This is a genomic window from Achromobacter sp. FW305-C-28 (assembly GCF_058783235.1).
Genome location: NZ_JBYSYL010000001.1, coordinates 907,925 through 934,359 on the forward strand (window position 1 = coordinate 907,925; position 26,435 = coordinate 934,359).

28 protein-coding genes are annotated in these 26,435 nt (G+C 66.0%); 16 read left to right on the plus strand and 12 right to left on the minus strand.

Going from position 1 to position 26,435, the window contains the following annotated elements; genetic code table 11:
• The first annotated feature begins 211 nt into the window (after nt 1-211).
• From AC3WMR_RS04190 to glcF, 3 genes are read left to right on the plus strand one after another with little or no spacing between them, the layout of a single operon-like run.
• A complete protein-coding gene (locus AC3WMR_RS04190; RefSeq protein ID WP_025140326.1) occupies nt 212-1,711 on the plus strand; it encodes an FAD-linked oxidase C-terminal domain-containing protein in 1,500 nt (499 codons plus the stop codon).
• Between the two features lie 12 nt (nt 1,712-1,723).
• On the plus strand, nt 1,724-2,827 hold the full coding sequence (gene glcE / locus AC3WMR_RS04195; protein WP_492262757.1) for a glycolate oxidase subunit GlcE: 1,104 nt from the start codon (nt 1,724-1,726) through the stop codon (nt 2,825-2,827).
• A gap of 6 nt (nt 2,828-2,833) precedes the next feature.
• Complete coding sequence (gene glcF, locus AC3WMR_RS04200; protein ID WP_492262758.1) at nt 2,834-4,063, plus strand: glycolate oxidase subunit GlcF; 1,230 nt, start codon at nt 2,834-2,836, stop codon at nt 4,061-4,063.
• Nucleotides 4,064-4,179: 116 nt separating this feature from the next.
• On the opposite strand, the gene AC3WMR_RS04205 is transcribed toward glcF, so the two are convergent.
• From AC3WMR_RS04205 to AC3WMR_RS04225, 5 genes are all read right to left on the minus strand, one after another.
• Nucleotides 4,180-5,619 carry an NAD(P)(+) transhydrogenase (Re/Si-specific) subunit beta gene (locus tag AC3WMR_RS04205; protein WP_492262759.1) on the minus strand — a complete coding sequence of 480 codons (1,440 nt, stop codon included), beginning with the start codon at nt 5,617-5,619 and terminating at the stop codon, nt 4,180-4,182.
• Nucleotides 5,616-5,933 (minus strand): NAD(P) transhydrogenase subunit alpha part 2, encoded by a 318-nt coding sequence (locus AC3WMR_RS04210; protein ID WP_006388447.1) that lies wholly within the window; start codon nt 5,931-5,933, stop codon nt 5,616-5,618. The genes AC3WMR_RS04205 and AC3WMR_RS04210 overlap by 4 nt, the downstream gene beginning before the upstream one ends.
• A gap of 4 nt (nt 5,934-5,937) precedes the next feature.
• Entirely contained in the window at nt 5,938-7,056 is a 1,119-nt protein-coding gene (locus AC3WMR_RS04215; RefSeq protein WP_492262760.1) for a Re/Si-specific NAD(P)(+) transhydrogenase subunit alpha, read from the minus strand.
• Nucleotides 7,057-7,231: 175 nt separating this feature from the next.
• On the minus strand, nt 7,232-8,107 hold the full coding sequence (locus AC3WMR_RS04220; protein WP_492262761.1) for an N-formylglutamate amidohydrolase: 876 nt from the start codon (nt 8,105-8,107) through the stop codon (nt 7,232-7,234).
• A gap of 73 nt (nt 8,108-8,180) precedes the next feature.
• Entirely contained in the window at nt 8,181-9,170 is a 990-nt protein-coding gene (locus AC3WMR_RS04225; RefSeq protein ID WP_492262762.1) for a Bug family tripartite tricarboxylate transporter substrate binding protein, read from the minus strand.
• Between the two features lie 188 nt (nt 9,171-9,358).
• On the opposite strand from AC3WMR_RS04225, the gene gcvA reads away from it, so the two are divergent.
• The 3 genes from gcvA to AC3WMR_RS04240 all read left to right on the plus strand — a co-directional run bounded on the left by gcvA (nt 9,359) and on the right by AC3WMR_RS04240 (nt 12,355).
• Complete coding sequence (gene gcvA / locus AC3WMR_RS04230) at nt 9,359-10,279, plus strand: transcriptional regulator GcvA (RefSeq protein ID WP_492262763.1); 921 nt, start codon at nt 9,359-9,361, stop codon at nt 10,277-10,279.
• A gap of 12 nt (nt 10,280-10,291) precedes the next feature.
• Nucleotides 10,292-11,410: a tRNA 2-thiouridine(34) synthase MnmA gene (mnmA, locus tag AC3WMR_RS04235; RefSeq protein WP_175217282.1), complete on the plus strand. Its 1,119-nt coding sequence runs from the start codon at nt 10,292-10,294 to the stop codon at nt 11,408-11,410.
• A gap of 123 nt (nt 11,411-11,533) precedes the next feature.
• A complete protein-coding gene (locus AC3WMR_RS04240) occupies nt 11,534-12,355 on the plus strand; it encodes a sulfite exporter TauE/SafE family protein (protein WP_175217283.1) in 822 nt (273 codons plus the stop codon).
• Between the two features lie 96 nt (nt 12,356-12,451).
• On the opposite strand, the gene AC3WMR_RS04245 is transcribed toward AC3WMR_RS04240, so the two are convergent.
• Together AC3WMR_RS04245 and AC3WMR_RS04250 are read right to left on the minus strand one after the other, a co-directional pair.
• Nucleotides 12,452-13,063 carry a glutathione S-transferase gene (locus AC3WMR_RS04245; RefSeq protein WP_492262764.1) on the minus strand — a complete coding sequence of 204 codons (612 nt, stop codon included), beginning with the start codon at nt 13,061-13,063 and terminating at the stop codon, nt 12,452-12,454.
• A gap of 53 nt (nt 13,064-13,116) precedes the next feature.
• Nucleotides 13,117-13,341 (minus strand): hypothetical protein, encoded by a 225-nt coding sequence (locus AC3WMR_RS04250; protein ID WP_492262874.1) that lies wholly within the window; start codon nt 13,339-13,341, stop codon nt 13,117-13,119.
• Between AC3WMR_RS04250 and purB the strand changes: the two genes are divergently transcribed.
• Complete coding sequence (gene purB, locus AC3WMR_RS04255; RefSeq protein ID WP_492262869.1) at nt 13,270-14,601, plus strand: adenylosuccinate lyase; 1,332 nt, start codon at nt 13,270-13,272, stop codon at nt 14,599-14,601. The genes AC3WMR_RS04250 and purB overlap by 72 nt on opposite strands.
• A gap of 55 nt (nt 14,602-14,656) precedes the next feature.
• Nucleotides 14,657-15,115: a c-type cytochrome gene (locus AC3WMR_RS04260; protein ID WP_175193970.1), complete on the plus strand. Its 459-nt coding sequence runs from the start codon at nt 14,657-14,659 to the stop codon at nt 15,113-15,115.
• A 142-nt stretch (nt 15,116-15,257) separates the two neighbouring features.
• Here the strand turns inward: AC3WMR_RS04260 and AC3WMR_RS04265 are convergent, their stop codons facing one another.
• The 3 genes from AC3WMR_RS04265 to AC3WMR_RS04275 form a co-directional block, all read right to left on the minus strand.
• A complete protein-coding gene (locus AC3WMR_RS04265) occupies nt 15,258-15,950 on the minus strand; it encodes a cytochrome b/b6 domain-containing protein (protein WP_492262765.1) in 693 nt (230 codons plus the stop codon).
• Nucleotides 15,951-16,109: 159 nt separating this feature from the next.
• Complete coding sequence (locus AC3WMR_RS04270; protein ID WP_025140340.1) at nt 16,110-16,391, minus strand: hypothetical protein; 282 nt, start codon at nt 16,389-16,391, stop codon at nt 16,110-16,112.
• 695 nt (nt 16,392-17,086) lie between these two features.
• Nucleotides 17,087-17,446, minus strand: coding sequence for a hypothetical protein (locus AC3WMR_RS04275; protein WP_492262766.1), 360 nt, complete (start codon nt 17,444-17,446; stop codon nt 17,087-17,089).
• Nucleotides 17,447-17,551: 105 nt separating this feature from the next.
• Here AC3WMR_RS04275 and AC3WMR_RS04280 point away from each other — a divergent pair, with 105 nt between their 5' ends.
• The 4 genes from AC3WMR_RS04280 (at nt 17,552) to AC3WMR_RS04295 (ending at nt 20,560) form a co-directional block, all read left to right on the plus strand.
• Nucleotides 17,552-18,067 (plus strand): GNAT family N-acetyltransferase, encoded by a 516-nt coding sequence (locus tag AC3WMR_RS04280; protein ID WP_492262767.1) that lies wholly within the window; start codon nt 17,552-17,554, stop codon nt 18,065-18,067.
• A 159-nt stretch (nt 18,068-18,226) separates the two neighbouring features.
• Entirely contained in the window at nt 18,227-18,931 is a 705-nt protein-coding gene (locus tag AC3WMR_RS04285; protein ID WP_492262768.1) for a DUF3053 family protein, read from the plus strand.
• 102 nt (nt 18,932-19,033) lie between these two features.
• Entirely contained in the window at nt 19,034-20,152 is a 1,119-nt protein-coding gene (locus tag AC3WMR_RS04290) for an AI-2E family transporter (RefSeq protein ID WP_492262769.1), read from the plus strand.
• A 183-nt stretch (nt 20,153-20,335) separates the two neighbouring features.
• The gene (locus AC3WMR_RS04295) at nt 20,336-20,560 is read left to right on the plus strand and encodes a hypothetical protein (RefSeq protein WP_025140345.1); all 225 of its coding nucleotides are present in this window, start codon (nt 20,336-20,338) and stop codon (nt 20,558-20,560) included.
• A gap of 31 nt (nt 20,561-20,591) precedes the next feature.
• On the opposite strand, the gene AC3WMR_RS04300 is transcribed toward AC3WMR_RS04295, so the two are convergent.
• Both AC3WMR_RS04300 and AC3WMR_RS04305 read right to left on the minus strand, forming a co-directional pair.
• Nucleotides 20,592-22,406, minus strand: coding sequence for a DUF4153 domain-containing protein (locus AC3WMR_RS04300; RefSeq protein WP_492262770.1), 1,815 nt, complete (start codon nt 22,404-22,406; stop codon nt 20,592-20,594).
• Nucleotides 22,407-22,411: 5 nt separating this feature from the next.
• Complete coding sequence (locus AC3WMR_RS04305) at nt 22,412-23,173, minus strand: S24 family peptidase (protein ID WP_025140347.1); 762 nt, start codon at nt 23,171-23,173, stop codon at nt 22,412-22,414.
• A 199-nt stretch (nt 23,174-23,372) separates the two neighbouring features.
• Between AC3WMR_RS04305 and AC3WMR_RS04310 the strand changes: the two genes are divergently transcribed.
• The 4 genes from AC3WMR_RS04310 (at nt 23,373) to AC3WMR_RS04325 (ending at nt 26,433) form a co-directional block, all read left to right on the plus strand.
• Complete coding sequence (locus tag AC3WMR_RS04310; RefSeq protein WP_492262771.1) at nt 23,373-23,630, plus strand: hypothetical protein; 258 nt, start codon at nt 23,373-23,375, stop codon at nt 23,628-23,630.
• Between the two features lie 269 nt (nt 23,631-23,899).
• Nucleotides 23,900-24,493, plus strand: a complete 594-nt coding sequence (locus AC3WMR_RS04315; RefSeq protein ID WP_492262772.1) for a phage neck terminator protein — start codon at nt 23,900-23,902, stop codon at nt 24,491-24,493.
• Nucleotides 24,494-24,503: 10 nt separating this feature from the next.
• Complete coding sequence (locus AC3WMR_RS04320; RefSeq protein WP_492262773.1) at nt 24,504-25,979, plus strand: DUF3383 domain-containing protein; 1,476 nt, start codon at nt 24,504-24,506, stop codon at nt 25,977-25,979.
• 13 nt (nt 25,980-25,992) lie between these two features.
• Nucleotides 25,993-26,433, plus strand: a complete 441-nt coding sequence (locus AC3WMR_RS04325; RefSeq protein WP_025140351.1) for a phage structural protein — start codon at nt 25,993-25,995, stop codon at nt 26,431-26,433.
• Nucleotides 26,434-26,435 lie beyond the last annotated feature (2 nt).

The following is a 26,435-nucleotide window of genomic DNA, read 5'->3' on the forward strand; positions in this document are numbered from 1 at the left end:
CGCCGGCCTTTTTCATGGAGACGGGGCAGGCCCAGCGGGATTGGCCTGATGTCCTGGGGTGTTCTCACTAAATGGGAATGAATTCGGGTTCACTTTACGGCTGGTTACGTCTGCATCGGCCGTCTCGCCTGTTGGTCGGACGTGCGCGTTACGCAGGATGCGGGTAAATCCCGGCCTGCGTCCAGCCTGCGGTCGCGCTATTGTTGCGCTCATGAATTCTCTGGTCGAAACCGGCCTGGCACACGTGCAGGCGCCTTATTCGTTGCAGCAACTCGTCGAGGCGTTGTCGGCCGCGCTGCCGTCGCATTGCGTGCTGTTTCGCGAAGAGGACACACGCCCATACGAATGCGACGGGTTGTCGTTGTACCGGGCCTTGCCTGCCGTGGTGGCCCTGCCGGAAACCGAAGAACAGGTGCAATCGGTCATGCGCATCTGCAAGCGGCTCAATGCGCCGCTGGTGGCGCGCGGCGCGGGTACAGGCTTGTCTGGCGGCGCGATGCCGCACAGCCAGGGCGTGCTGCTGGGCTTGTCCAAATTCAACCGCATCAAGCATATCGATCTCGCCAGCGCGACCGCGGTGGTCGAGCCGGGTGTGCGCAACCTGGCCATTTCCGAAGCCGCATCGCCTTACGGGCTGTACTACGCGCCGGACCCTTCCAGCCAGATTGCCTGTTCCATCGGCGGCAACGTCGCGGAAAACTCTGGCGGCGTGCATTGCCTGAAATACGGGCTGACGGTGCACAACGTGCTGCGGGTGCGCATGGTCACCATCGATGGCGACGTCGTGGAGCTGGGCTCCGAAGCGCCTGACGCCCCCGGCCTGGACCTCCTGTCGGTGTTCATCGGCTCGGAAGGCATGTTGGGCGTGGTGACCGAAGTGACCGTCAAGTTGATCCCCAAGCCGGCCTGTGCGCAGGTGGTGATGGCCAGCTTCGCCAGCGTCGAAGCGGCGGGCAATGCCGTCACGCAGGTGATCGCCGACGGCATCATTCCGGCGGGCCTGGAAATGATGGACCGGCGCGCCACCCATATGGTCGAACCCTTCGTGCGCGCGGGCTACGATATGGACGCGCAGGCCATCCTGCTGTGCGAATCGGACGGCACGCCGGATGAAGTGGCGCACGAGATCGCGCGCATGGAAGCCATCTTTCGCGCGGCCGGGGCGACCCGCTGCCAGGTGTCCGCCTCGGAAGCCGAGCGGCTCAAATTCTGGGCGGGACGCAAGAACGCGTTTCCCGCCGCCGGGCGCGTGTCGCCCGATTACTACTGCATGGACGGCACGATTCCGCGCCGTCATCTCGCGCGGGTGCTGGGCGCCATCGAACAAATGGAAGACGAGTTCAGCCTGCGCTGCGCCAACGTCTTTCATGCGGGCGATGGCAACCTGCACCCGTTGATCCTGTTCGATTCGAATAAACCGGACGAAGTGGAGCGTGCTGAAAAATTCGGCGCCGCCATACTCGAACTGTGCGTGCAGGTAGGAGGAACCGTGACTGGAGAGCACGGTGTGGGAATGGAGAAAATAAATCAAATGTGCGTGCAATTCTCTCGCGAAGAACTCGACGCGTTCCTGGCGGTCAAGCGGGCGTTCGACCCGCCGTGCCTGCTGAATCCTGAAAAGGTCATTCCTACACTGGCCCGCTGCGCCGAATACGGCAAGATGCATGTGCATGCGGGCGAGCTACGTTTCCCGGATCTCGCTCGCTTCTAGGACGTTCCCCCTATGGATTTCGTCCTGTCGGAATTGTGCGACCAGGTCATGACGGCGCGCGCCGGTCACAAGCCGCTGTTCGTCATGGGCGGCGGCAGCAAGGCGTTCTATGGCAATTACCGGCCCGTGACACCGCAAGACGGCCACTGCCTGCTGGATATGACACCGTATCGCGGCATCGTCAGTTATCACCCCTCTGAACTGGTGGTGACCGTGCGCGCCGGTACGCCGTTGGCCGAACTGGAGGCCGCGTTGGCCGAGCACGGGCAGATGCTGGCTTTCGAGCCGCCGCATTTCTCGCCTGCGGCGACGGTGGGCGGCTGCGTAGCAGCCGGCCTGTCCGGGCCGCGCCGCATGAGTGCCGGGGCCTTGCGCGACTTCGTGCTGGGTGCGCGGCTGCTGGATTCGGATGGCCGGGTGCTGTCGTTCGGCGGCGAGGTCATGAAGAACGTGGCGGGCTATGACGTGTCGCGCCTGCTGGCTGGGTCGCACGGCATCTTCGGCGCGATTCTCGAGGTGTCGTTGAAGGTCGTGCCCAAGCCGATGCAGGAAGTGACGCTGAACCTGCCGTCCACGCAGGCGCAGGCGTTGGCCAGCTTTGCGCTGTGGCGCGGCAAGCCGCTGCCGATTTCCGCGACCAGCTGGACGGGGGCGGCGGACGGCGAGGGCCTGATGCATGTGCGGCTGTCCGGTGCACCACCGGCCATCGCCAGTGCGCGGCAGCTGATCGGCGGCGATGCGCTGGAGCCTGATGCTGCCCTGTCCTGGTGGACGGGGTTGCGCGAGCAGACGCACGCGTTCTTTGCGCCCGGCCGGCCGTTGTGGCGGTTGGCCCTGCCGCCCACCGCGGCCGCGCTCGGACATGGCCCGACGCTGATCGAGTGGGGCGGCGGCCAACGCTGGCTGTCCGGGCCGCAGGATGCCGCCGGGCTGCGCGAACTGGCGCAGCGGCTGGGCGGCCATGCGACCTTGTTCCGTCCGGCGGGCGTCAAACCGCCGGCCGATGGCGTGTTCCATCCGTTGTCGCCGGGCATCGCGCTGATCACCCGTCGTCTCAAGCAAGAACTCGACCCGGCCGGCCTGTTCAACCCCGGCCGCCTGGTCCTGGAGCTATAGCGCATCATGCAAACCAATCTGGCAGCCTGGGCCCGCGATACCGATCTGGGAAAAGAGGCCGACGCGATCCTGCGGCGCTGCGTGCATTGCGGCTTCTGCACGGCCACCTGTCCCACGTACCAGGTGCTGGGCGACGAACTGGATAGTCCGCGTGGCCGCATTTACCTGATCAAGCAGGTGCTCGAAGGCGCGGAGCCCACCCAGTCGACGCAGCAGCATCTGGATCGTTGCCTGACCTGCCGCAATTGCGAGACCACGTGCCCCTCAGGGGTGGAGTACGGCCATCTGATCGACATCGGCCGCCAGATCGTGGAAGAGCGCGTGCCGCGACCGTGGGCCGAAAAGGCCAAGCGCAAGATGCTGCGACGGGCCATGTTGTCGCCCCTGTTCGGCCCGGCCATGCGCATGGGCCAGGCCGTGCGCGGCCTGTTGCCCGAGGCCCTCAAGCGCAAGGTGCCCGAACGCCGCGCCCCCGGCGCGTTACCGCCGGTCGAAGGGCATGCACGGCAGGTGCTGATGCTTGCCGGCTGCGTGCAGCCGGCCATGATGCCGACGATTGATGCGGCCACCATCCGGGTGCTGGATGCGGTGGGCATCGGTGCACGCATCGCGCCCGGCGCGGGCTGCTGCGGCGCGGCCAGCTTTCACCTGGATGCGCAGGCGGCCGCGCTGGACCAGATGCGCGCCAACGTGGATGCCTGGTGGCCGCTGGTACAGGATGGCGCGGTCGAAGCGATTGTCATGAATGCGTCGGGTTGCGGCGCCATGGTCAGGGAATACGCTCACCATCTGCGTCACGATCCGGCCTACGCCCAGCGGGCGGCCGACATCGTCGCGCGGGTCAAGGACGTGGCCGAAATCGTGGCGCCCCATGCCGCGCAATTGCGGCAGCAACTGGCGGGCAAGGGCCTGCGGGCGGCGTTTCATCCTCCCTGCACGCTGCAGCACTGGCAAGGCCTGCGGCCGTTGTCGGAGCAACTGCTGGCGGACCTGGGGTTCGAGCTGCTGCCGTTTGCCGACAAGCACCTGTGCTGCGGCTCGGCAGGCGCCTATTCGGTGCTGAATCCGGAAATTGCGTTGACGTTGCGCGACCGCAAGCTGGGCGCTATCGCGCCGGCGGCGCCGGATGTGATCCTGTCGGCCAACATCGGCTGCATCGGCCATCTGCAAAGCGGCACGGACACGCCCGTGCGGCATTGGATCGAGGTGGTTGACGAGCATCTGGCCCGCGCCTAGCCGCGGCGGGCCGATCGCCCGCGGCGCCTGAGCGCCGCGGGGAACTGGATGCAAGGCCGGGTGGCGCGGCGCTTATCGCGCCGCCTTGCTGGACAGCGCCGTGGCAGGCGCCCGCGTCATTCCACGGCCTTGACCATGTCTTCGAGCACCTTCTTGGCGTCGCCAAAGACCATCATGGTGCGGTCCATGTAGAACAGTTCGTTGTCCAGGCCGGCGTAGCCGGAGGCCATCGAGCGCTTGTTCACGATCACCGTGCGGGCCTTGTAGGCTTCCAGGATGGGCATGCCGGCAATCGGCGACTTGGGGTCGTTCTTGGCGGCCGGATTGACTACGTCGTTGGCTCCCAGCACCAGCACCACGTCGGTCTGGCCGAACTCGCTGTTGATGTCTTCCATTTCGAAGACCTGGTCGTAGGGCACTTCGGCCTCGGCCAGCAACACGTTCATGTGGCCGGGCATGCGACCGGCAACCGGGTGGATGGCGTACTTGACCGTCACGCCGCGCTCGGTGAGCTTTTCAGCCAGTTCCTTGAGCGCATGCTGCGCGCGGGCCACGGCCAGGCCGTAGCCCGGCACGATGGTCACGCTTTCGGCGTTGGTCATGAGGAACGCCGCGTCGTCGGGGCTGCCCGACTTGACGCTGCGCTGCGCGGTGCCGCCCGCGTCCGCGGCGGCGCCGGCCTGGCCGCCGAAGCCGCCCAGGATCACGTTGAAGAACGACCGGTTCATCGCCTTGCACATGATGTACGAGAGGATGGCGCCTGACGAACCCACGAGCGACCCCGCGATGATCAGCATCGGGTTGTTCAGCGAGAAGCCGATGCCCGCCGCCGCCCATCCCGAATAGCTGTTCAGCATCGACACCACCACAGGCATGTCGGCGCCGCCGATGGGGATAATGATCAGCACGCCCAGCACGAAGGCGATCAGGGTCATGATGACGAAGGGCGTCCAGGCCTGGGTCAGCATGAACCACACGCCCATGGCCAGCATCAGCAGCGCCAGAGCCAGGTTCAGCATGTGCTGGCCCGGGAACACGACCGGCGCGCCCTGGAACAGCCGGAACTTGTACTTGCCGGACAGCTTGCCGAAGGCGATGACGGAACCCGAGAAGGTGATGGCGCCGACGAAGGTGCCGATGAACAGCTCGAAGCGGTTGCCGGTGGGAATCAGCGTGCCGGCGGCGACGATGCCGAAGGCGTGGGGCTCGGCCACCACGGCCACCGCGATGGCCACGGCCGCCAGGCCGATCATGCTGTGCATGAAGGCGACCAGTTCGGGCATCTTGGTCATTTCGACGCGCTTGGCCATCAGCGTGCCGATCGATCCGCCCACCAGCAGGCCCAGCAGCACCCAGCCCAGCCCGATGGTGGCCGTGCCGGAGCGCGCCAGGCCGACGATGAGGGCGCCGGTGGTCAGCACGGCGATCGCCATGCCGGCCATGCCGAAGGCGTTGCCCAGCCGCGACGTGGTGGGATGCGACAGACCCTTGAGCGCCTGGATGAAGCACACCGAGGCGATCAGGTACAGCAGCGTGACGAGGTTGAGCGAGATCATTTCGCTTCCTCCTTGGCGGGCTTCCTGTCCTTTTTCTTGAACATCTCCAGCATGCGGCGGGTGACGAGGAAGCCGCCGAACACGTTGACCGCGGCCAGCGCCACGGCAAACACGCCCATGCCACGCGCCAGTCCGCCTTCGGTCAGCGCGGCCGCCAGCATGGCGCCGACGATGATGATGGCCGAGATGGCGTTGGTGACGGCCATCAGCGGCGTATGCAGTGCCGGGGTGACGTTCCAGACCACGTGGTAGCCGACATAGATGGCCAGCACGAAGATGATGAGATTCATCAGGGTGGGGTTGATCGCTTCCATGCTGTCAGTTCCTCCGCGTCACATTGCCGCCTTCGCATACCAGGCAGGCCGCCACGATTTCATCGTCGCGCTGGATCGCCAGCGCGCCGTCCGCATTGATGATGAGTTTCAGGAAGTCGAGGATGTTGCGGGCGTAGAGCGCCGACGCATCGGTGGCCACCAGGCCCGGCAGGTTGGTCAGGCCGATGAGGGTCACGCCGTGCTTTTCCACCACCTTGCCTTTCTCGGACAGCGGGCAGTTGCCGCCGCGCTCGACCGCCAGGTCCACCAGCACCGAGCCGGGCTTCATGGCCGCGACCGTGTCCGCCGAGACCAGCGTGGGCGCCGGGCGACCGGGAATCAGTGCGGTGGTGACGACGATGTCGGCCTGCTTGCAGCGTTCGGACACCAGCGCCGCCTGCCGCGCCATCCAGGCCGGCGGCATCGGCCGCGCGTAGCCGCCCACGCCTTGCGCGATCTCGCGCTCTTCGTCGGTTTCGAAGGGCACGTCGATGAACTTGGCGCCCAGCGATTCGACCTGCTCACGCGCGGCGGGGCGTACGTCGGACGCCTCGACCACCGCGCCCAGGCGCTTGGCCGTGGCAATGGCCTGCAGGCCGGCCACGCCGGTGCCCAGCACCACGGCGCGGGCAGCCTTGAGCGTGCCCGCGGCGGTCATCATCATGGGGATCAGGCGGCCGTAGTGGTGGGCCGCGAGCAGCACGGCCTTGTAGCCAGCCAGGTTGGCCTGTGACGACAGCACGTCCAGGCTTTGCGCGCGGGTGATGCGGGGCGCGGCTTCCAGCGCGAAGCCGACCAGGCCGGCGCCGGCCATCTGCGCGAGGCCTTCGGCGTCGAACGGATCGAGCATGCCGATGACGACGGTGCCCGATTTCATCTGCGGCAATTCGGCGGGAGAGGGAGCGCGAACCTTCATGACCAGCTCGGCCCCCAGCGCATCCTGGGCGGTGCCGAGCGTGGCGCCCGCGGCCTCGTAGGCGTCATCGAGATAGCGCGCGGCGCTGCCCGCACCACGTTCAACGACTACGGTGTGTTTGCCGCCGACGTACTTCTTGACGGTTTCCGGTGTTGCTGCGACACGGGTTTCCCCGTCTCGGGTTTCTTTGGGTATCCCGATGTGCATACGACGCCTCTCCTGAGAAGGTTCGCCGTAGTTATACACTGCCCCGCCCGCGGACGGCCCGGCCGCCCAAAAGAAAGCCCCATGGGGTTAACCATGGGGCTTTGGGGCTTGCGCCCCGGTCATACCGGCCAGTCTGATGAGCTGCTGGCCGGCACTGACGCGCAGGCGTCCGGCGTCAGGCCGTCTGCGCGCGAGTCCAGTCGATCAGCGCGGCGGTGAGGTCGCGCAGGTCGGCTTTCAGGCGGCCGTAGTTGGCCGACGGACGCAGGCTGATTTCGTCCATGTACAGATTGCGGTTGATCTCGATCTGCAGGCTGTGGCGGCCTTCGTCGGGGCGGCCGAACGCGCGCACCAGTTCGACACCCTTGTAGGGGTCGTTCACGGTGACGTTGTAGCCGCGCTCGCGCAGCCACGCGGCGATGAATTCACGGAAGGCCGGATCGCTGGTGCTGCCGTCGCGGTCGCCCAGCACGAAGTCGGGGTGGACCAGGCCGGGGCGGTCGGTGGCGTACGCGCCGGCAACGCTGGGCATCGAGTGGCAGTTGATGTGCCAGACCTTGCCGAACTTCTGGTGGGCGCTGTCCAGCACCTGGCCCAGGGCGGCGTGGTAAGGCTTCCAGCAGGCTTCGATGCGGTGCGTGACTTCTTCCACGGTGAGCTTGCGGTCGTACAGCGGGGTGCCGTCGTCCAGCATGCGCCAGATCAGGCCCTTGCCCAGCTTGACCTTGGGCGAGGCGTTGACCGGGCCGGGCCACGGCTGGTCCAGCAGCAGTTGGTCGATTTCGTCGGGGGCGCGATTGGCGTCGATGTAGGCGCGCGGGAAGCCGGCGGCGATCATGGGCACGCCCATGTCGACGGCGTCGCCCCACAGGTCGTCAACCCAGGTGTCCTCGGCCGTGCGCAATGCGCCGAAAGCCACCGCGGGCGCGAAGTCGGGCGGGTAGGCGGTGCCGCTGTGCGGGGAGTCCAGCACGAGAGGGGCCGAGGGCGCCGAATTCGGATATTGCTGCGGAAGGTCGAGCCGGTAAGACAGGGGTTGGGAAATTCGCATATAGGGGTGTTGCGTTCGTGAATCGGAGGTCCCCGCCGGACGCTGAGCGCGCGGGACGGGGACCGAAGATCGCTTAGTCGATCTTCACGTTGGCTTCTTTGGCGATGCGCTTGTTCTTGGCGATTTCCGCCGAGATCTGCTTGGCAAAGTCAGCCGAGCTGTTGGCGGCCGGTTCGGCGCCCAGCGCTTCCAGGCGCGTCTTGACGTCGGGTTCGGCGCTGACCTTCTGAACGGCGGCATTCAGCTTGGCCAGGATGGGCTCGGGCAGCTTGGCCGGGGCGACCAGGCCAAACCAGGACGCATCGTTGACGGCCGGCAGGCCGACTTCGGCGAACGTGGGCACGTCGGGCAGGCTGGCCACGCGCTTGGGCGCGGCGACGGCCATGGCGATCAGGCGGCCGGACTGTACGTGCGGCAGGGTGGACGGCAGGTTGTCATACATGACGTCGACCTGGCCGGCCAGCGCGTCGTTCAGCGCCGGGCCCACGCCGCGGTACGGCACGTGCATCAGGTCGGTGCCCGAGGCCATCTTGAACAGCTCGCCCATCATGTGCGACACCGAGCCATTGCCGGCCGAGGCGTACGTCAGCTTGCCCGGCTGGCTCTTGGCCAGCTTGATGAACTCGGCCATGTTCTTGGCCTGCACCTTCGGGTTGATGGTCATGATGTTCGGCACGGCGGCCAGGTTCGAGACCGGCGTGAAGTCCTTTTCGCCATCGAACGGCAGGTTCGGGTAGATGGCCGGATTGATGCCGTGCGTGCTGACGGTGGCGATACCCAGCACGTAGCCGTCCGGTGCGCTGCTGGCGACAAACGCGCTGCCGATCGAGCCGCCGGCGCCGCCGCGGTTTTCCACCACGACGGTCTGATTCAGTTCCTTGCCCAGCTTGTCGGCGAACAGGCGGCCGACGATGTCGGTGGTGCCTCCGGGCGGGAACGGCACGATCAGTCGGATCGGCTTGCTCGGGTAGGCATCTTCGGCATGGGCGATGCTCGAGGTCAGCGGCGTGGCCAGGGTCGCGGCAGCGACACACAGGCCCAGGACTACATTACGGCGTTGCATGAATTCCCCTATGAATTGGAACGCGGATGCGCAAAGGCAGACGCAAACAGGGCGATTCTTTCGTGCGGGGCGGGTTTGCGCAAACGAAAGTTTCTCCGTAAGCTATGACTTTTTTTCATGCCTCTTTTGCGGCGAAGTTTCTTTTTGTAACTTTGCGCCTGCCGGACCGGGCATGGGAGTTCTGCGACATGAGACGGTTCTGTCCTTCGTTGACCGACCTGCAGGCGTTTGAAGTGGCCGCCAGGCACAGCAGCTTTACCCGCGCCGCCCAGGAATTGTGCGTGACGCAGGGCGCGGTCAGTAAGCAAGTGAAACACCTGGAAGAGTTCGTCGGGGTCGAACTATTCCTGCGGATCAGGCAAGGGCTGGTCCTGACCGAAGCCGGCCGCAGCTACCTGACCAAGGTGCAGGCCGGGCTGGGCCAGATCGAGGCCGCCACCGTCGAGCTGATCGCACACCAGGGGCAGGGCGGCACGCTCAACCTGACCTGTATGCCGACCTTCGGCGCGCGCTGGCTGATCCCGCGCCTGACGGCCTTCATGCGGCTGCGCCCCGACATCCACGTCGAATTCCTGCCGCACCGCCAGGGCTACGACTTTTCCACCCCCGAGCTCGATGCCGCCGTGCGATTTGGCGAAGGCATCTGGCCCGGCAGCGGCGCCGACTATATCGTCGGCCGTGAAATCCTGCCGGTCTGTAGCCCGCGCCTGATTCCCGGGGGCTGCGATGCGCCGCCAGACCTGCTGGCCTATCCGCTGCTGCACCATACGTCGGCCCTGGAGGGCTGGCGCGACTGGTTCGAGCAGGCCGGCTGCGATACCCGCCGCAGCCTGGAAGGCGCGCGCTTTGACCAATATGCGTTGCTGTCGCAGGCTGCCGCCGCCGGTTTCGGCGTGGCGCTGATTCCGCGCTGCCTGATCGAGGACGAGCTGCGCGATGGCAAGCTGGCGGTCGCCATCCAGCTGCCGATCCGCGCCCGCATGGGTTACTACCTGTGCTATCCCGACCAGAAGGCCAACTTGCCGACCCTGCAGGCGTTTCGCACCTGGCTGATGGAGGTTTCGCGGGCGGCCGAGCCGCAACCGCAGGAAGCCGCCAGCCCACAGTAAAATGGCCCCATCATGAGTCAAATATCCACCAAGAAAGGCCGCGTTGTCGTCGGCATGTCCGGCGGGGTCGATTCTTCGGTCACCGCCTGGCTGCTCAAGCAGCAAGGCTACGAGGTCGTCGGCCTGTTCATGAAGAACTGGGAAGACGACGACGATTCCGAATACTGCTCCACCCGGCAAGACCTGCTGGACGCGGCCAGCGTGGCCGACCTGGTCGGCGTGGAATTCGAATTCGTCAATTTCGCTGCCGAATACAAAGACCGCGTGTTCGCGGAATTCCTGCGCGAGTATTCGGCCGGACGCACGCCCAATCCAGACGTGCTGTGCAACGCCGAGATCAAGTTCAAGGCCTTCCTTGACCACGCCATGGCGCTGGGCGCAGAGCACATCGCCACGGGCCACTACGCCCGCGTGCGTGAAGTGCCGGCCGCAGGCGGCGGCTCGCAGTTCCAGCTGCTCAAGGCGCTGGACGGCTCGAAAGACCAGAGCTATTTCCTGCACCGGCTGAACCAGGCGCAGCTGTCGCGCACGCTGTTCCCGCTGGGCGAGATCCACAAGACCGAAGTGCGCCGCATCGCGCACGAGATTGGCCTGCACAATGCGGCCAAGAAGGATTCCACCGGCATCTGCTTCATCGGCGAGCGCCCGTTCCGCGAATTCCTGAATCGCTACCTGCCCACCGAACCGGGCCCGATCCTGACGCCGGAAGGGCAGAAAGTCGGACGCCACGAAGGCCTGTCTTTCTACACGCTGGGCCAGCGCAAGGGCCTGGGCGTGGGCGGCGTGAAGGGCCGCCAGCGCGAAGACGGTACGGCCGAAGCCTGGTACGTGGCGCGCAAGGATCTCGAACGCAACATTCTCTATGTGGTGCAGGGGCACGATCATCCCTGGCTGCTGTCCGGTTCGCTGCGGGCGCAAGACGCCAGCTGGGTGGCCGGGCACCCGCCTGTGGCGGGCAGCTATGGCGCCAAGACGCGCTATCGCCAGGCCGACGCTGCCTGCAGCCTCGGCCAAGCCGAGGGTGACGCCTTCGTCCTGGATTTCACCGAACCCCAGTGGGCCGTCACGCCCGGCCAGTCGGCCGTGCTTTACGATGGCGATGTCTGCCTGGGCGGTGGCATCATCGTGTAGACGTCGCCGGGGGCCTGCGGGCTCCGATGCGGCACCGGCAGGTCCTGCCAGGCCCCGCGGGCATTGCGCCCCCGGGGCCTGGCATTTGGTAGAACGATAAAAACCGATAACGAGGAGAGGGATGTGGATGTAACGATGGTGTTGTGCCTGTTGGTCCTGGGCGGCGTGACGGGTTTTCTGGCGGGATTGCTGGGCATCGGCGGGGGCATGGTGCTGGTGCCGTTCCTGACCATGCTGTTTGCCTGGAAAGGCATGGCGCCCGACCTGGTGGTGCACGCGGCGATCGCCACGTCGATGACCTCGATCCTGTTCACCTCCATCTCCAGTGTGCGCGCCCACCAGCAGAAGGGCACGATCAAGTGGGGCATCGTCTGGGCGATGGCCCCCGGCATCATCATCGGCGGCCTGCTGTCAGGCGGCGCGGTGTTCGCGGCGCTCAGCACCTTCTGGCTGTCGTTGTTCTTCGCGCTGTTCGTGGGCTATTCCGGCTGGAGCATGCTGCGCAACAAGAAGCCCAAGCCCAGTCGCCAGATGCCCGGCATTGCCGGCACCAGCGCGGCGGGCGCCGGCATCGGCTTCCTGTCGGGGCTGGTAGGGGCGGGCGGCGGCTTCCTGTCGGTGCCCTTCATGGTCTGGTGCAACGTGGCGTTGCACAACGCGGTGTCCACGTCTGCGGCGCTGGGATTTCCCATCGCGCTGGCCAACAGCGCCGGCTACATCGTGTCGGGCTTGAACGAGGCCGCCAGCCGGCCGGGCATGCTGGGTTTCATCTATTGGCCGGCGCTGTTGGCGCTGGTGTGCACCAGCGTGCTGACGGCGCCGCTGGGTGCGCGCATGGCGCACCGCTTGCCGGTGGCGACCCTGAAGCGCGTGTTCGCCTGCTTGCTGTTTGCACTGGCGGCCTACATGCTGTCCAAGGCCTGGCAGACCTACGCGGCAGGCTGACAGGGCTGGCACGCGTCCGGCGCCGCGAGGGCCGGACGTGAAACCGGCCGCGCAAGGCGGCCGGAGCGGTTCGGGCGGAGAGGCGTCAGGGCCGCGTCAGGCGGTCTTGGGAACCGTGTCCATGAACGATTGGCGCTGCGACAGCTTGTCGTACAGACGCGCCAGGTTGGATTGGCTGGCGCGCCAGTCGAGTTCGGCGAAGCGCAGGTCCAGGTAGCCCAGGGCGCAGCCCACGGCGATATCGGCCAGGCTGTAGTTGATGCCCATGCAGTGGGCGTTGTCGCCCAGGCTTTTATTCATGGCATCCAGGCTGGCGCGGATCTTGCCGTATTGGCGTTCGATCCATTCAGGGCTGCGCTGCGCTTCGGGGCGCTGCTTTTCCTTGACGATCGTGACGCAGGCGTCGAGCAGCCCGTCGGCGATGGCTTCCCAGCATTTGACGGCCGCACGGTCGCGGCCCGGCTGGGGAATCAGGCGGGCAACGGGCGACAAGGTGTCCAGGTATTCGACGATGACGCGCGAGTCGAACAGGGCGCCGCCATCTTCCATGACCAGGCAGGGCACCTTGCCCAGCGGGTTGTACGTTTGGATCTGCGTGTCGGCGGACCAGACGTTTTCGAGTTCAAGCCGGTAATCCAGCTTTTTCTCGGCCATGACGATACGCACTTTGCGCACGTATGGACTGGTAAGCGAGCCGATCAGTTTCATGGATTTACAAGCGGAGTCGGAAAGCGGCCGAAGTATAGCAGGCCGCATGACGGTCAAACCGTCCGCAGGACGGAATCCCGTTCAGTTTGCCACAATGTTGCACGGCCCTGAATGATAAAATCGCCGGGTTTTCCCATCCGCAGCTTTTTCTTTCCCAGACCATGCAAATCGCCGACCAGCTTAGCCAACTTAATGCCCTTTCGCCACTGGATGGCCGATACGCCTCCCGCGGCGACGCGCTGCGCGGGCTGCTTTCCGAGGCCGGTTTCATGGCCCATCGCGTCGAAGTCGAGGTGGCCTGGCTGGTGGCCCTCTCCGACGCCGGCCTGCCCGAGCTGCCCGCATTTTCGCAAGCCGCCCGCGACCGCCTGCAGCAACTGGTGCGCGACTTCTCCGAAGCCGATGCCGCCCGCATCAAGGACATCGAACGCGTCACCAACCACGATGTCAAGGCGGTGGAATACTGGCTCAAGGAAAAAGTCGCCGATGACGCCGAACTGGCGCGCGCGGCCGAATTCATCCATTTCGCCTGCACCTCCGAAGACATCAACAACACCTCGCACGCGCTGATGCTGTCGCGCGCCCGCAGCGAAGTAGTGCTGCCGCGCCTGCGTGAAATCGCCGCCAGGCTCAACGACATGGCGGTGGCCCAGGCCGACCAGCCCATGTTGTCGCGCACCCACGGCCAGCCCGCCAGCCCCACCACGCTGGGCAAGGAATTCGCCAACGTCGCCGCGCGCCTGAACCGCGCCATCGCCGCCGTCGAAGCGGTCGAACCGCTGGCCAAGCTCAACGGCGCCACCGGCAACTACAACGCCCACCTGTCGGCCTACCCGGAAATCGACTGGCCCGCCTTCAGCCAGCGCGTGCTGGCCGGCCTGGGCCTGACGCAAAACCGCCACACCATCCAGATCGAACCGCACGACTGGATGTCGGCGCTGTTCGACGCCGTGGTGCGCGCCAACATCATCGTGCTCGATCTGGATCGCGACATCTGGGGCTACGTCGCCCTGGGCTACTTCAAGCAGCGCCTCAAGGACGGCGAAGTCGGCTCGTCCACCATGCCGCACAAGGTCAACCCGATCGACTTCGAGAATTCCGAAGGCAACCTGGGCCTGGCCAACGCCGTGCTGCGCCACCTGTCGGACAAGCTGCCGATCTCCCGCTGGCAGCGTGACCTGACCGACTCCACCGTGCTGCGCAACCTGGGCGTGGGCCTGGGCTATTGCCTGGTGGCCTGGGATGCCTGCATGCGCGGCCTGGGCAAGCTGGAAGTGAACGTGGCCGCCATCGACGCCGACATCGACGCCTGCTGGGAAGTGCTGGCCGAGCCGGTGCAGACCGTCATGCGCCGCTACGGCCTGCCGCAGCCCTACGAACAGCTCAAGGCCTTGACGCGCGGCAAGGGCATTACCGAAGAAGCCCTGCGAGAATTCATCCAGGGCCTGGCGCTGCCGGACGAGCCCAAGGCCCGCCTGCTGACGATGACCCCGCGTTCGTATATCGGCCTGGCTGCGGAGCTGGCCCGGGCGGTATAGTCGCCCTGCCGCGCGCCTGCGCGCGGCATTCTTGTTGACCTTACGGGAGATTGCAATGAAGAAGTTGTCCACGCTCGCTGCGCTGGCCTGTATGACCGTCGGGCCGCTGCTGGCGACCTCCGCCCATGCGCAGTTCGCCAAGCCTGAAGACGCCGTCAAGTACCGCCAGTCGGCCTTGACCCTGATGGCCTCGCACTTTGGCCGCATGGCGCCGGTGATGAAGGGCCAGGCGCCTTACGACGCCGCCCAGATCAAGGCCAACGTCGAGGTGCTCAAGACGCTGTCGGCGCTGCCGTGGACGGCCTTTGGCGCAGGTACGGAAGGCGGCGACGCCCGTCCGGAAATCTGGAGCGACGCTGCCGGCTTCAAGCAGAAGCAGCAGGCCTTCCAGGACAACATCGTCAAGCTGTCGGCCGCCGCCGACGCCGGCGACCTGGACAAGCTGCGCGCCGCGTTCGGCGACGTGGGCGCCAGCTGCAAGGCCTGCCACGACGCGTACCGCAAGAAGAAGTAAGTCGCTATCCCGCGCTCGCGGCGCGGGCTGGCAAGCGAAAGCCCCTCGGCAGAGGGGCTTTCTTTTTGGCGACTGGGGCGCAGAAGGGTGGGGCGTGGGCAGCCGCGTCACGATCGCGACAACGGTCTGTCCCGCCTGGGTGCTATGAAAACGACATGTCGGCTGCGATCTCGAGCGACCGGATCCACAGCACCAGCGCGGTGACGCAGGCGCCCAGGATCAGCGCGCGCAGCCACACCGCCAGCCCGTCTTGCGTGGGCGGCGTGCCGGGCGGCACGTCCTTGGGGTCGACATTGCCGGTGATGATGGCGCGCACCAGGCGCTTGCGGCGCACCACGGCATACCAGGCCACGGCCAGCAGATGCAGCGCGACCAGGCCGATGATGACCCATTCGTTGAGCTTGTGCCACGAGGTCAGCAGGCCGGAGGTGGCTTCGCTGACGTGGCCGAACAGCGGGCCCTGCGTCATGATGTCGTCGGTGGTGAACAGGCCGCTGACGGCCTGGAACCCGATGACCACCAGCAGTGCCAGCACCGACAGTGCGCCCAGCGGATTGTGGCCGGCAGGGGCGGCGGCGCCCTTGAGGTAGCCCGCCACGGCGCGCGGGCCGCGCACGAACTGGGCGAAGCGCGCATAGCGTGGGCCGACAACGCCCCACAGCACGCGAAAGATGATCAGGCCCAGTGCCGTACAGCCGAAGCGCACATGCCAATCCATGTACAGGCCACCGAGCTTGACGCTGATGAAGGCGCCGACAATGCAGACGACCAGCGCCCAATGAAAGAGGCGGGTGGGAAGGTCCCAGATGCGGATGGCCTGCCGGTTGTTTTGCATGAAGCTCTCGCCAAGACTGCGTTGCTTGCGACTTTATCACGCACAAATGAAGCCGCCGCGGGTTCAACCGCGGCGGATTTGATCTGGCCCATTCGGGGTTGGCCCAGTCGGGCTGGCCCGGCAGCGCCGATCAGACGCTGCCGATGGCCGGTTACCTGCTTAACGCGCGGCGCGACGCACCGGTTCGATGCGATGCACGTGCTCGTGACGGAAGCGGATGCGCTGGCCAGGGGCCTTTTGCGCAGGCGCTCCGCAAGGCACGACTTCCGTGGTGTACGTGGTCGTGCCGTCGATCGGCGCGTTGAAGATCACGGTGGCGCGGATGGCCGGGCCGTTCGCCGGTTGCAGGTAAACGATGTCGCCGATATGGATCGGCATGTTGTCCAGCTTGGTATGAGCCGGGCGTCGGATCAGGTCCGAGGTAGTGAAACGAGTATTCATGGTGTGTTCTCTTTCAAGTTCTTGTTATGGGAATTGCTGCGCAGTGCATGCCGCGTAGACCGGACGAGAGTGCTGTAACGCATCGCGTCCTGTCCGCGTGCCGAGTCATGCATGACACTAACGCATAACCGCTGCCGATCCTTTGCGCATTCTCATGTTTTGCTTGCGCGCGGGGGTGGCTGCGGGGTTGCGGCCCCAGGCATCGGCTTGGGGCTCGCTGCCGGAACCTTGGCGGGCTGAATGGATCGCGGGCCGGGTTCTGGCGTGTGGCTGCTTTGGGATGCGGGCCACGAAATAGGGTGGTTCGAACTGCTTTGTGATCTTGCCGGACTGGGCGGCGCGATCGCGATAACGCAAGTTGCCTTGCGGCTTGGCATGCCGAATGCTTTTTGTCGCAGCAGTTTGTTGTGCTGCGGTGTGTATTGGGCTTGTTGCCTGGGTTTGGCGACCTGAGTCTGCGTTTTTAGGGTTATCTGTCGCAGAACCTGGATTCACCAATCTGGGGTAATACACCCCTGGGGTAATACATCCATTTGGCTTGAGCCGGAATTAACGTTTTCAATCAACGTTTTATAGGTGTTTTGGCCGACTCAACTAACAATGATAGCGCTAGTTCGGGGATTCTGCAAGGCTTTTTTGATGGCGCAGGTAAAGGGGGGGCGCAGGCCGTGCTGGCCCCCCAGGGCGCCCCGAGATCAGTGCGTGGCCGCGCGTGCCTGGCGCTGCGCTTCGATGATCAGGCCTTCCAATCGCGGCGACATGCGCAGGGCGACCTGGGCGGCGGTCGAGCCGTCGGGGCGGGTATCGGTTTCCAGCGCCAGTTCGACGCGTTCGCCGTCGAAGGCCTCGGGGGCGGCCTGGATCTGGACGTAGCGATTGAGCAGGGCATCCACGGCCTTTTGCGCATCGGCCAGGGCTTCCTGGCTCAGCTTGTCCGGTCCCAGGTACTGATTGGCCACGCGTGCCAGATCGTTCATGAAAAACATCAGGGCGGCGGCGCCATGGCAATCGGGATGGGCAAAGCCCCAGGTGTCGGGGGATGAGTCTTGGGTCATGTCAGGGAAGCGGCAAAAGTGACGGGCGGCCGCGGCGGGCCGGCAGGCCGCCATTTTAGGCGATGCGGCGTGCGGGGCTGCCGGCTCAGGCATACTTGGCGCCCCATGATCAGACTTGCCACTTTCGCCGACCTGGGCTTGTTGCCCGATATCGAACGCTCTGCCGCCGGCCGTTTCCTGGGCACGCCCATGGCCTGGGCCAGCGCGGGCGACCCCTTGCCCGCACCCGTGCTGGCGCAGGCCTTGGCCGACGGCCTGCTCTGGGTAGCGCTGGATGATGCGGGCCTGCCCGTCGGTTTTGCGTTGGCCCGACCGCTGGACGCCGACCTGTTCCTGGCCGAAATGTCGGTGGCGCTGCCCCAGCAGGGCCGCGGCCTGGGAGGGGCCTTGCTACAGGCGGTGGTCGACCATGCATCGGCCGCGCGGATCTATCGCGCCGTGACGCTCACGACCGACCGCGAGCTGCCTTGGAATGGCCCGTTCTATCGGCGGTCGGGCTTTGTCGAGGTGCCCGCCGAACAGCAGGGGCCACAATTGCGCGCGCAGTTGCGCCACGAGGCCGATGCGGGGTTCGATCCGGCACGCCGCTGCGCGCTGCGCCTGCCTTTGACGGCGTCGTGACGGCTTGAAATCGGCAGCCCCTGTGTCAACTCGATTCGATGGCAACAAAATCCGCCCGAGCGCGGCGCGCGCTGGGCGCTTCGGGATAATCTGCCCGAGGGCTGCCCTGTTGCGGCAGGCGTGCGCCCCCGGGCAGTGTTCTAGGCAAGGAGGATAGGCATGGCAATCTGGCGGATGTGCCTGGCGAGCCTGGCGGCGGCGTCGATGCTGGCGCTGACGGCGTGCGGCAACCGGGAACCCGAGGAGCGCGCGGCCTTCATCCACCTGCTGCAAAGCCGGATCGACGCCGGCGCCCTGGTGCCCATCGGTAAGCTGAGCGACACCGAAAAGGACGCCGTGGGCGATTACGACGACGCCTATGCGGTGATCACGCGGTTCCAGGAATCCATGGCCAAGGCGGCCGCGCCGCTGCGCCAGGTGCTGGCCGCGGAAACCATCCGCTCGGTGGATGACATCGTGCAGCGGCGGCAAACCTTCGAGGCGGCCCGCAAGACGCTGGCGGACAGCGCGGGAGACCTGCAAGAGGCCCGTGCCAAGGCGGACCGCGCCCGCAGCGGCCTGGCGCTGCCGCCGGACCTGGCGCCCGTCTATGACGGTGTTTACGACGAGGCGGTCACGGCACCCGCCACCGAGTTGATGCAAGCCGCGGCCACGATGGACGCGGTGGCGCGGGATGCGCTGGGCATCGTCGATTTCGTCGCGGCCAATACCGCCGACATCACGCTGGAGGACGGTCAGGCCAAGGTCGCCTCCCCGTCGCTGCAGCAGGCGCTGAACCAGCGTCTGCTGGCCTTGAATGCACGATCCGTCGCCCTGGAACAGGCCCGGGCCACGGTACTGCGGGCCGCGGGTAGCGATTCCTGACTCCCGGCGGGCCACCCGCCCGACGCCCTCGGCGCGCGGCCGGGCGCTGTGGGCCTTTGTACAATGCGGGTCTCGCGGCGCATGCCGCGCCTTGGACGGAACATGAGTCAATCTTCCAGTTTGCACTACAGAACCTTCCTGCTTTTGCTGGTGATCGTTTCCATCGCGTTCGGTTGGCTGCTCTGGCCTTTCTATGGCGCGGTGTTCTGGGGCGCCATCCTGGCCATCCTGTTTGCGCCGCTGCAACGCCGCCTGGTGCCGCGCATCGGCGGACGCCGCAACCTGGCGGCCCTGATCACGCTGATGCTGGTGTTGTTCCTGGTGATTCTGCCGCTGGTGGTCATCAGCGGCTCGCTGGTGAACGAAGGCGCCAATCTCTACCAGGGCATCAAATCCGGGCAATTGAACTTCGGCGCGTATTTCCAGCAAGCCATGGAGGCATTGCCGCCTTCCGTGCATGACCTGTTGGCGCGCTTTGACCTGGCCGACATTCCCAGCCTGCAGGAAAAGCTCAGCGCCGGGGCCATGCAGGCCAGCCAGTTCCTGGCGACGCAAGCCCTGAGCATCGGGCAGGATACGTTCCAGTTCGTGATCAGCTTCGGCATCATGCTGTACCTGCTGTTCTTCCTGCTGCGCGATGGCCCGCAGCTGGGCCTGCGCATCAAGCGCGCCATGCCGCTGAGCCACGCGCACAAGCAGCATTTGTTCCGCAAGTTCACCACCGTGGTGCGCGCCACGGTCAAGGGCAACATCGCGGTGGCGGCATCCCAGGGCTTGCTGGGCGGCATCATCTTTTCCATCCTGGGCATCCAGGGGGCGCTGCTGTGGGGCGTCATCATGGGCTTTCTGTCGCTGTTGCCCGCGGTGGGCGCCGGCCTGATCTGGGCGCCCGTGGCGATCTATTTCCTGCTGACTGGCGCGACTGTCAAGGGCGTGGTCCTGATCGCGTTCGGGGTGCTGGTGATCGGCATGGTCGACAACGTGCTGCGCCCCATCCTGGTGGGCAAGGACACCAAGATGCCCGACTACGTGGTGCTGATCTCGACCTTGGGCGGCATGGCGTTGTTCGGCCTGAACGGCTTCGTGATCGGCCCGCTGATCGCCGCGCTGTTCATGGCCAGCTGGGACCTGTTTTCGCCGCCTGACGAAGAAGTCATCGAGCCCATCGAGCCGCGGCCGCCCGTGCCTGCCGACGACGACTCGTCCGCCAAGACCCGCTAGGCCGGGGCGGCGCGCTGCTGGCGCGCCGTCAATTCATCGTCAGCCGTCAGGGTGTATGGTGTAGCGCAGAGCCGGCCCCATCGGGGCCGGCCTGACCCGTAATCGACCCCGTATATCAACCCTCGATGCCGGCGTCCGCGGCGCTTGCCGCTGCCGGCCTCGCTTACCTGGAGCGCGTCGGACATGGATTGGAAGCTGCATAAATCGGGCTGGATCGAAGAACGCAACTTCGACATCGAATTCGCCGAAACCCCCGAGGGCTATCACGCCCGTGTGCGGGTCTTCGGTTTTCCCGTGTTGGAAGACACCAAGCACGTCTTTCCGAACGAGGCGCTGGCGGAAAAGGGCGCGCTGACGCTGCTCAAGAGCCAGTTCACCGGCACGCCGGACCTGGAAGAAAAGCCCTGATGTAAAGCAGGCGCCTGCACGGCCGCAGGCGCTAGTGCAGCGGCAGGCGCTGCCCGCCGACAATCAGGTCGCGATCGGGGCGGGGTTCGGTGTGAACCTGGCCCCGCGCCAGCGCATCGCCGATATCGTTGGGCTGGCGGTCTTCGGTCCAGCGGCGCGATTGGGTGCTGACACTGCGCCAGGTGCCGTCGCCGTCTTGCGTGTAGGTAATGAATTCCTCGTAGCCGCCCCGCTCGGCGAATTGGCGCGGCGGCACATACAGGACCAAGTCATGGGCGCCAACGCTCGTGATATCGGCGTGGATCAGCCAGCAGCGCTGTGAGGCTTTGGCGGGATCCTTCGTGGCGGCCTGATCGGCGCTGATGCAGTGATTCGTCTGGTAAGGATCGGAAATCGTGGCTGCGGCCCACCAGCCTTCGGGTATCGGGCTGCCGGCGGGGTAGACGTTCAGGACAGGCATGGCCGGTGGCTTGGCGGTTTTCGAGCCGCTGCGTCGCGGATCGCGCCAGTCGTAATAGTGGCCCTTCAGCGCCAGGTCTGCCGCGGTGGCGATCTCGGGGCTTTGCGCTTGGGCATCGCCATCGGCCAGTCGTTGCAGGGCATGGCGGCCGTAATCGCCGTGGTCGCGCGCCATGGACAGGTAAGGGTAGTCGCCGGGGGGCACCGCGCCGTCGATCAGGCGCCGGGTCTGGCTGTCGGCCGTGAGTCGGTCGGGGCTGAGCAGCGGCGTCTGGACCCCTGCCAGCATGGCCAGGGCGCAGAGCGCGGCCGCGATGTTGGTGGCCCCCAGGATGGCATGGAACCGCCGCGGCGCCAGGGCCGCCAGGGCGTAGCCCGCCGCGTGGACGGCCAACAACGCCGCAAGATAAAGGCCCCACACGCGGGGCGTGGTCCAGCCGTACTGCTGCACCCGTACCACCAAGCCGTACACCGCGACGCATGCCAAAGGCAGCAGGCCGATCGCCGCCACCCGCAGCGCGGCCTGCACCCTCGGCCCGAACGGGGGCGCGTCGGGGCTGTCTTGCCAGGCGGAGTTGATGAGCTTGATCCAGACGGCGCTGAAAGCGATCAGCGCCCCTGCGGACAGCGCCCGCGCTTGCAGGTCCAGCGTGAGGCGGGCGGCCAGCGCCAGCACGAAGGCGATGCCGATGAGCGCCACCAGCGGCAGCAGCCAGGCGGTGAGCGTGAGCCATGAACGTTGCAGGGTGTCTGCCAACTGGGGGCGGCGGTGTACGCCGACCAGGCACAGCGCCAGCACCAGCGGCATGACCGTCAAGACGAACCAGATGGACTGGACCAGGTCGTCGACCACGATGATGCCGATCATGCGGAACATCTGGCCTGTCGCCCAGAACAGCAACCACACCGCCAGGGTCAGCCCGCCCGCCAAGGCCAGCGTGACGGTCATGCGCCAAGCCGCGCGAAAGACCCCCGGGTAATTCCAATGCGGGGTGGACGGGTCCAGCGCCTGCACCAGCGGCAGCAGCATGAAGGCGCTGGCTGCCGTGATGACGGTGGCCGCGGCTCGCAGGCCGGTGCTGTCGCCATCGACCGGCAACGGGCCCAGCAGCGTGGTCAGGCTGTAGGCATGCAGCGCGGGCAGCGCCACGCCGAAGGCGGCCAGGGCTACCAGCCAGCGCCGGGCAGACGGCATGCCGGCCAGCAGGGCGCCGGCCAGCGGCACCAGCCACGCAAATTGGATGGCGAACATGGTGGCGTAGGTGCTGCGCCATGGCCACACGTGATGTTTCAGCGCTGCATGCAGCGCCAGCGCACCCAGCGCGCCGAGCACGCCGTAAAGCAGGATGGTTCTTTCGGCGGCCGACAGGCGGGAGAGTTGGGGCATGGGGGTCAGAAGTCCTCGCTGCGCCAGACCTTCAGCACGCGGCCGAAGACCTCGAAATCCATGCCTTCGGTGATGTCCCAGGCGTCGTACTTGGTGTTTTCGGATTTCGCCCGAACCACCAGGCCGGTGGCGGTGGGGATGCGCTGCAGCCGCTTGATGAAGCCTTCGCTGCCGACGCGGAAGAAATAGATGGCGTCGTATTCGACGGCCTGCACGCCCCGGTCGACGATCAGGGGGTCGCCCGGGTTGAACATGGGGCGCATGGAGTCGCCGAAACCCGTGACGATGCACAGGTTCTTCGAGGCGGAAAAGCCCCGGACATTCTTTTGCAGCCATTCAGGGCTGACGTTCCAGCTTTGAATGACGCCTGGCTGGTCGCGCAGTTCCAGGCCATTACCCATTGCGCCTCCGGTATCGAACTGGGCGATGAGGACGTTGTCGAGGTTCGGTCTGCCCAGCCGTGCATGGTCGAAAGAGACGAGCCGGCCGGCCGGCTCGTCTGGCATGGCGTCGGGCGAAAGCTCGCGCCACAGGTCGGGATGGGGAAGATCCATCCAGTGCGCGGGCTGGCCCAGCCCCACCGAGAGCTTGGCGGCCAGGGCGTCGCCGACCTTGCGGGGGCTCTTGTCCCGCTTGCCTTGGAATCCTTGAAGGATCTGGTCGAGGTACTTGCGACTGACGCCGGCACGTTCGGCCAGGCGGTCCACCCCCCCGGCTTCGTGCACGGCGTACTTGAGGTTGTTCAGTCGGATCGATCGGATGTCCATGGTAGCGATAGTAGCAATCCGCTACCGGAAAGTACAGTAGCGATTCGCTGTTGACTTCATGGTAGCGACTCGCTACCATGAATTGCAACTCCACGACAGTCGGGCTGGCCGCTAGCCGACGCAGGAGGACCACAACCGGCATAAACCTGGAACAAGGATGACGAGGCATGGCACATAGTCTTGAACGGGGGGCGTCCCGATGAAATACGCCAAGGAAGTCCTGGATACGATGTCGGCCCATCCCGGCCGGCCGTGGCGCATGGCCGAGCTGGTTCGCGGCGCGTCCGGCGCGCGGGAACTGTCGCGCCGCGAACGCAATGCGATGCGTCAGGCCATCCTGCGGGTCCTGGAAACCCTGCACGATGGCGGCCAGGTGGCGCGCATCGAGCACGCCCGCAATTCGCTCGCCTATGTCTGGAGCGAAGTGCGACACGCGGAGGATTGCGCCCACGCCTGACCTTGCCGCACAATTCGTTCATGCCGTCCCGCATTGCGTCGACGGCTCCAAACAAGGCCCGCCCAGTGCGGGCCTTATTTATGAGAGGGTACGTACGTCCGGCCAACGCGTCGGCAAGTGCTCTTTGCAGTACCCCTGACCAGGCTCGCCATCGGCGGGCCTTTTTCATTTGCGCGCCCCGCGTTCTCGCCGAGAACGCGGGGCGTTTTGCTTGGCGCCGCCTTCAGGGAACACGGCGTTCGGGCCTACTCACAACAAAGGAGCGACGCATGGCGAACAGTTCGGCCACCGGTGGCTACCTGGCGCCCCTGGCCATTTCTCCGCCCCTGGAGGATGCCGAACTCGAGGCGCTGTTCCAGGGGTTCATCGCCGGCGTGTCCGGCCTGCCTCTCAACCTGGTTCGTACACGCTGGCCTGCCGCCGGCGTGGAACCGCCCGCGCAAACCGATACCTGGTGCCTGATGGACATCCGGTCGCAGCGTGCGGACGCCGGTCCGGTCGTGGCTCACGACCCCACCGGAGAAGGATCTGATTCATACGTTCGGCACGAAGACATCGAGGTGCTTTGCTCGATGTTCGGGCCGCGCGCACTGCGCCATGCGGCGCAGTTGCGCGACGGCGCCGCCGTGCCGCAGAACCGTGAACCCTTGCAGGCGCAAGGCATCGCGGTGAGCGGCGCGGGGCCGATCCTGGCCCAGCACGAACGCGTGAATCAGCAGTGGATACGGCAGTTCGACATGACCTTGCGCTTTGCGCGGCAGGTCATCCGCAGCTATCCGGTCCTGAATCTTCTGTCGGCGCAGGTCACGACGCATGCCGCGTCGCTGTCCCCGACGGACAACACCAACCACCTTGCAGATTAAGGGATTTACCATGGCTAATGGATTGCCGGTATCACGCCTGATCAACGTTACGATCAACATGTCGCCGCTGGCGGCGCAGGGCGCGAGCCTGAACACCGCCCTGTTGCTGGGCTCGTCCGCGGTCATCGACACCGGCGAGCGCATGCGCGCTTACGGCGGCATCGATGCCGTCGCCGCCGACTTCGGCACCACCGCGCCGGAATACCGCGCCGCGCTGCTGTACTTCCAGCAGACGCCCCAGCCTTCGCAGCTGTACATCGGCCGCTGGGCCAAGGGCGCCACGTCGGCGACGCTGCGCGGCGCGGTGCTGTCGGCAGCTGAAAAGCAACTGTCCGCCTGGACCGCGGTCACCGCGGGCGCCTTTGCCCTGACGGTTGACGGCACCGCCAAGTCGATCAGCGGCCTGGACTTCTCGGGCGCCACCAACCTGAACGGCGTGGCCTCGATCATCTCGACCGCGCTGGTGTCCGCCACGGCGGTGTGGAACGGCTCGCAGTTCGTCGTCACCTCGAACACCTCGGGCGCCACCTCGACGCTGGGCTATGCGTCGGCACCCGGTACCGGCACCGACATTTCGTCGATGCTGGGCCTGACTGCCGCCCAGGCTTCGGCCCCCGTCGCAGGCATCGTTGCCGAGACCCCGGTGGACGCCGTGGCGCTGTTCCTGGACCGCTTCGCCAACAAGTTCCTGGGCCTGGCCTTCGCCGACGCCGAACTGACGAGCGCCCAGCACCTGGCCGTGGCCGGCCTGATCGAGGCCGACCAGCGTCACCTGTACGGCGTGTCGACCCAGTCGCCCCAGGTGCTGGATCCGACCCACCACGACGACATCGCCAGCCAGTTGAAGGCGCTGAAATACAAGTACACGATCGTGCAGTTCTCCAGCGCCAATCCGTACGCGGTGGCCTCGCTGCTGGGCCGCATGCTGACGGTGAACTTCAACGCCAACAACACCACGATCACGCTGATGTACAAGCAGGAGCCCGGCATCGTCGCCGAGACCCTGACCAGCAGCCAGGCCGACACGCTGGCCGCCAAGAACTGCAACGTCTTCGTCAACTACGACAACGACACGGCCATCATCCAGTACGGCGTGACGCCCAGCGGCATCTTCATCGACTCGGTCTACAACGCGATCTGGTTCCGCAACCGCGTGCAGACCGACGTCTACAACCTGCTTTACACCAGCCCCACCAAGGTGCCGCAGACCGACGCTGGCAACCAGCTGATCGCTTCGGTGATCGAGGCCGCGTGCGAAGCCGCGGTGAACAACGGCTACCTGGCGCCGGGCGTCTGGAATTCGGCCGGCTTCGGCGCGGTCAAGCAGGGCGACACGCTGTCCAAGGGCTATTACGTCTATGCCCCGGCAATCGCCACGCAATCCCAGGCCGACCGCGAAGCGCGCAAGGCCGTTCCGTTCCAGGTCGCCGCCAAGGAAGCCGGCGCCATCCATACCGTCGACGTTCTCGTCACGGTCAATCGTTAATCAGGAGTCGCAGATGTCTACCTATTCGTTCGCTGATATCAGCGCCAGTCTCATCGGCCCGGGCGGGGCGATTTCGCTGGGCTACGGCTCGGGCAATGCCGACGAGGGCATCACCGTCGCCATGGCCGCGTCGCGCAACACCATGACGGTGGGCGCCGACGGCGAAGTCATGCACACGCTGAACGCCAACAAGAGCGGCACCGTGACGCTGACCTACCTGAAGACCTCGCCGGTCAATGCCCAGCTGCAGGCGCTGTACGACGCGCAGACGCTGGATTCGCGCCTGTGGGGCAAGAACCTCATCACCGTGACCAATCCGGCCACTGGCGATGTGACCACCTGCCGCTCGTGCGCATTCGGCAAGCGTCCCGACCTGACCTACAAGAAGGACGGCGACACCGTTGCCTGGGTTTTCGACGCGGGCAAGATCGACACCATTCTCGGAACCTACTAAGC

Bases quoted from the DNA above. Each gene is read 5' to 3' on its own strand.
- AC3WMR_RS04250 (WP_492262874.1), bottom strand. From the start codon at position 13,341: ATGGGCCATGAAACCGGCCTCGGAAAGCAGCCCGCGCAGCGCGTCGCC.
- mnmA (WP_175217282.1), top strand. From the start codon at position 10,292: ATGAGTCAAATATCCACCAAGAAAGGCCGCGTTGTCGTCGGCATGTCC.
- AC3WMR_RS04295 (WP_025140345.1), top strand. From the start codon at position 20,336: ATGGATTGGAAGCTGCATAAATCGGGCTGGATCGAAGAACGCAACTTC.
- AC3WMR_RS04245 (WP_492262764.1), bottom strand. From the start codon at position 13,063: ATGAAACTGATCGGCTCGCTTACCAGTCCATACGTGCGCAAAGTGCGT.
- AC3WMR_RS04290 (WP_492262769.1), top strand. From the start codon at position 19,034: ATGAGTCAATCTTCCAGTTTGCACTACAGAACCTTCCTGCTTTTGCTG.
- AC3WMR_RS04300 (WP_492262770.1), bottom strand. From the start codon at position 22,406: ATGCCCCAACTCTCCCGCCTGTCGGCCGCCGAAAGAACCATCCTGCTT.
- AC3WMR_RS04315 (WP_492262772.1), top strand. From the start codon at position 23,900: ATGGCGAACAGTTCGGCCACCGGTGGCTACCTGGCGCCCCTGGCCATT.
- AC3WMR_RS04285 (WP_492262768.1), top strand. From the start codon at position 18,227: ATGGCAATCTGGCGGATGTGCCTGGCGAGCCTGGCGGCGGCGTCGATG.
- AC3WMR_RS04280 (WP_492262767.1), top strand. From the start codon at position 17,552: ATGATCAGACTTGCCACTTTCGCCGACCTGGGCTTGTTGCCCGATATC.
- gcvA (WP_492262763.1), top strand. From the start codon at position 9,359: ATGAGACGGTTCTGTCCTTCGTTGACCGACCTGCAGGCGTTTGAAGTG.
- AC3WMR_RS04190 (WP_025140326.1), top strand. From the start codon at position 212: ATGAATTCTCTGGTCGAAACCGGCCTGGCACACGTGCAGGCGCCTTAT.
- AC3WMR_RS04270 (WP_025140340.1), bottom strand. From the start codon at position 16,391: ATGAATACTCGTTTCACTACCTCGGACCTGATCCGACGCCCGGCTCAT.
- AC3WMR_RS04265 (WP_492262765.1), bottom strand. From the start codon at position 15,950: ATGCAAAACAACCGGCAGGCCATCCGCATCTGGGACCTTCCCACCCGC.
- AC3WMR_RS04305 (WP_025140347.1), bottom strand. From the start codon at position 23,173: ATGGACATCCGATCGATCCGACTGAACAACCTCAAGTACGCCGTGCAC.
- AC3WMR_RS04210 (WP_006388447.1), bottom strand. From the start codon at position 5,933: ATGGAAGCGATCAACCCCACCCTGATGAATCTCATCATCTTCGTGCTG.
- AC3WMR_RS04275 (WP_492262766.1), bottom strand. From the start codon at position 17,446: ATGACCCAAGACTCATCCCCCGACACCTGGGGCTTTGCCCATCCCGAT.
- glcF (WP_492262758.1), top strand. From the start codon at position 2,834: ATGCAAACCAATCTGGCAGCCTGGGCCCGCGATACCGATCTGGGAAAA.
- AC3WMR_RS04225 (WP_492262762.1), bottom strand. From the start codon at position 9,170: ATGCAACGCCGTAATGTAGTCCTGGGCCTGTGTGTCGCTGCCGCGACC.
- glcE (WP_492262757.1), top strand. From the start codon at position 1,724: ATGGATTTCGTCCTGTCGGAATTGTGCGACCAGGTCATGACGGCGCGC.
- AC3WMR_RS04205 (WP_492262759.1), bottom strand. From the start codon at position 5,619: ATGATCTCGCTCAACCTCGTCACGCTGCTGTACCTGATCGCCTCGGTG.
- AC3WMR_RS04260 (WP_175193970.1), top strand. From the start codon at position 14,657: ATGAAGAAGTTGTCCACGCTCGCTGCGCTGGCCTGTATGACCGTCGGG.
- AC3WMR_RS04310 (WP_492262771.1), top strand. From the start codon at position 23,373: ATGAAATACGCCAAGGAAGTCCTGGATACGATGTCGGCCCATCCCGGC.
- AC3WMR_RS04215 (WP_492262760.1), bottom strand. From the start codon at position 7,056: ATGCACATCGGGATACCCAAAGAAACCCGAGACGGGGAAACCCGTGTC.
- AC3WMR_RS04320 (WP_492262773.1), top strand. From the start codon at position 24,504: ATGGCTAATGGATTGCCGGTATCACGCCTGATCAACGTTACGATCAAC.
- AC3WMR_RS04325 (WP_025140351.1), top strand. From the start codon at position 25,993: ATGTCTACCTATTCGTTCGCTGATATCAGCGCCAGTCTCATCGGCCCG.
- AC3WMR_RS04220 (WP_492262761.1), bottom strand. From the start codon at position 8,107: ATGCGAATTTCCCAACCCCTGTCTTACCGGCTCGACCTTCCGCAGCAA.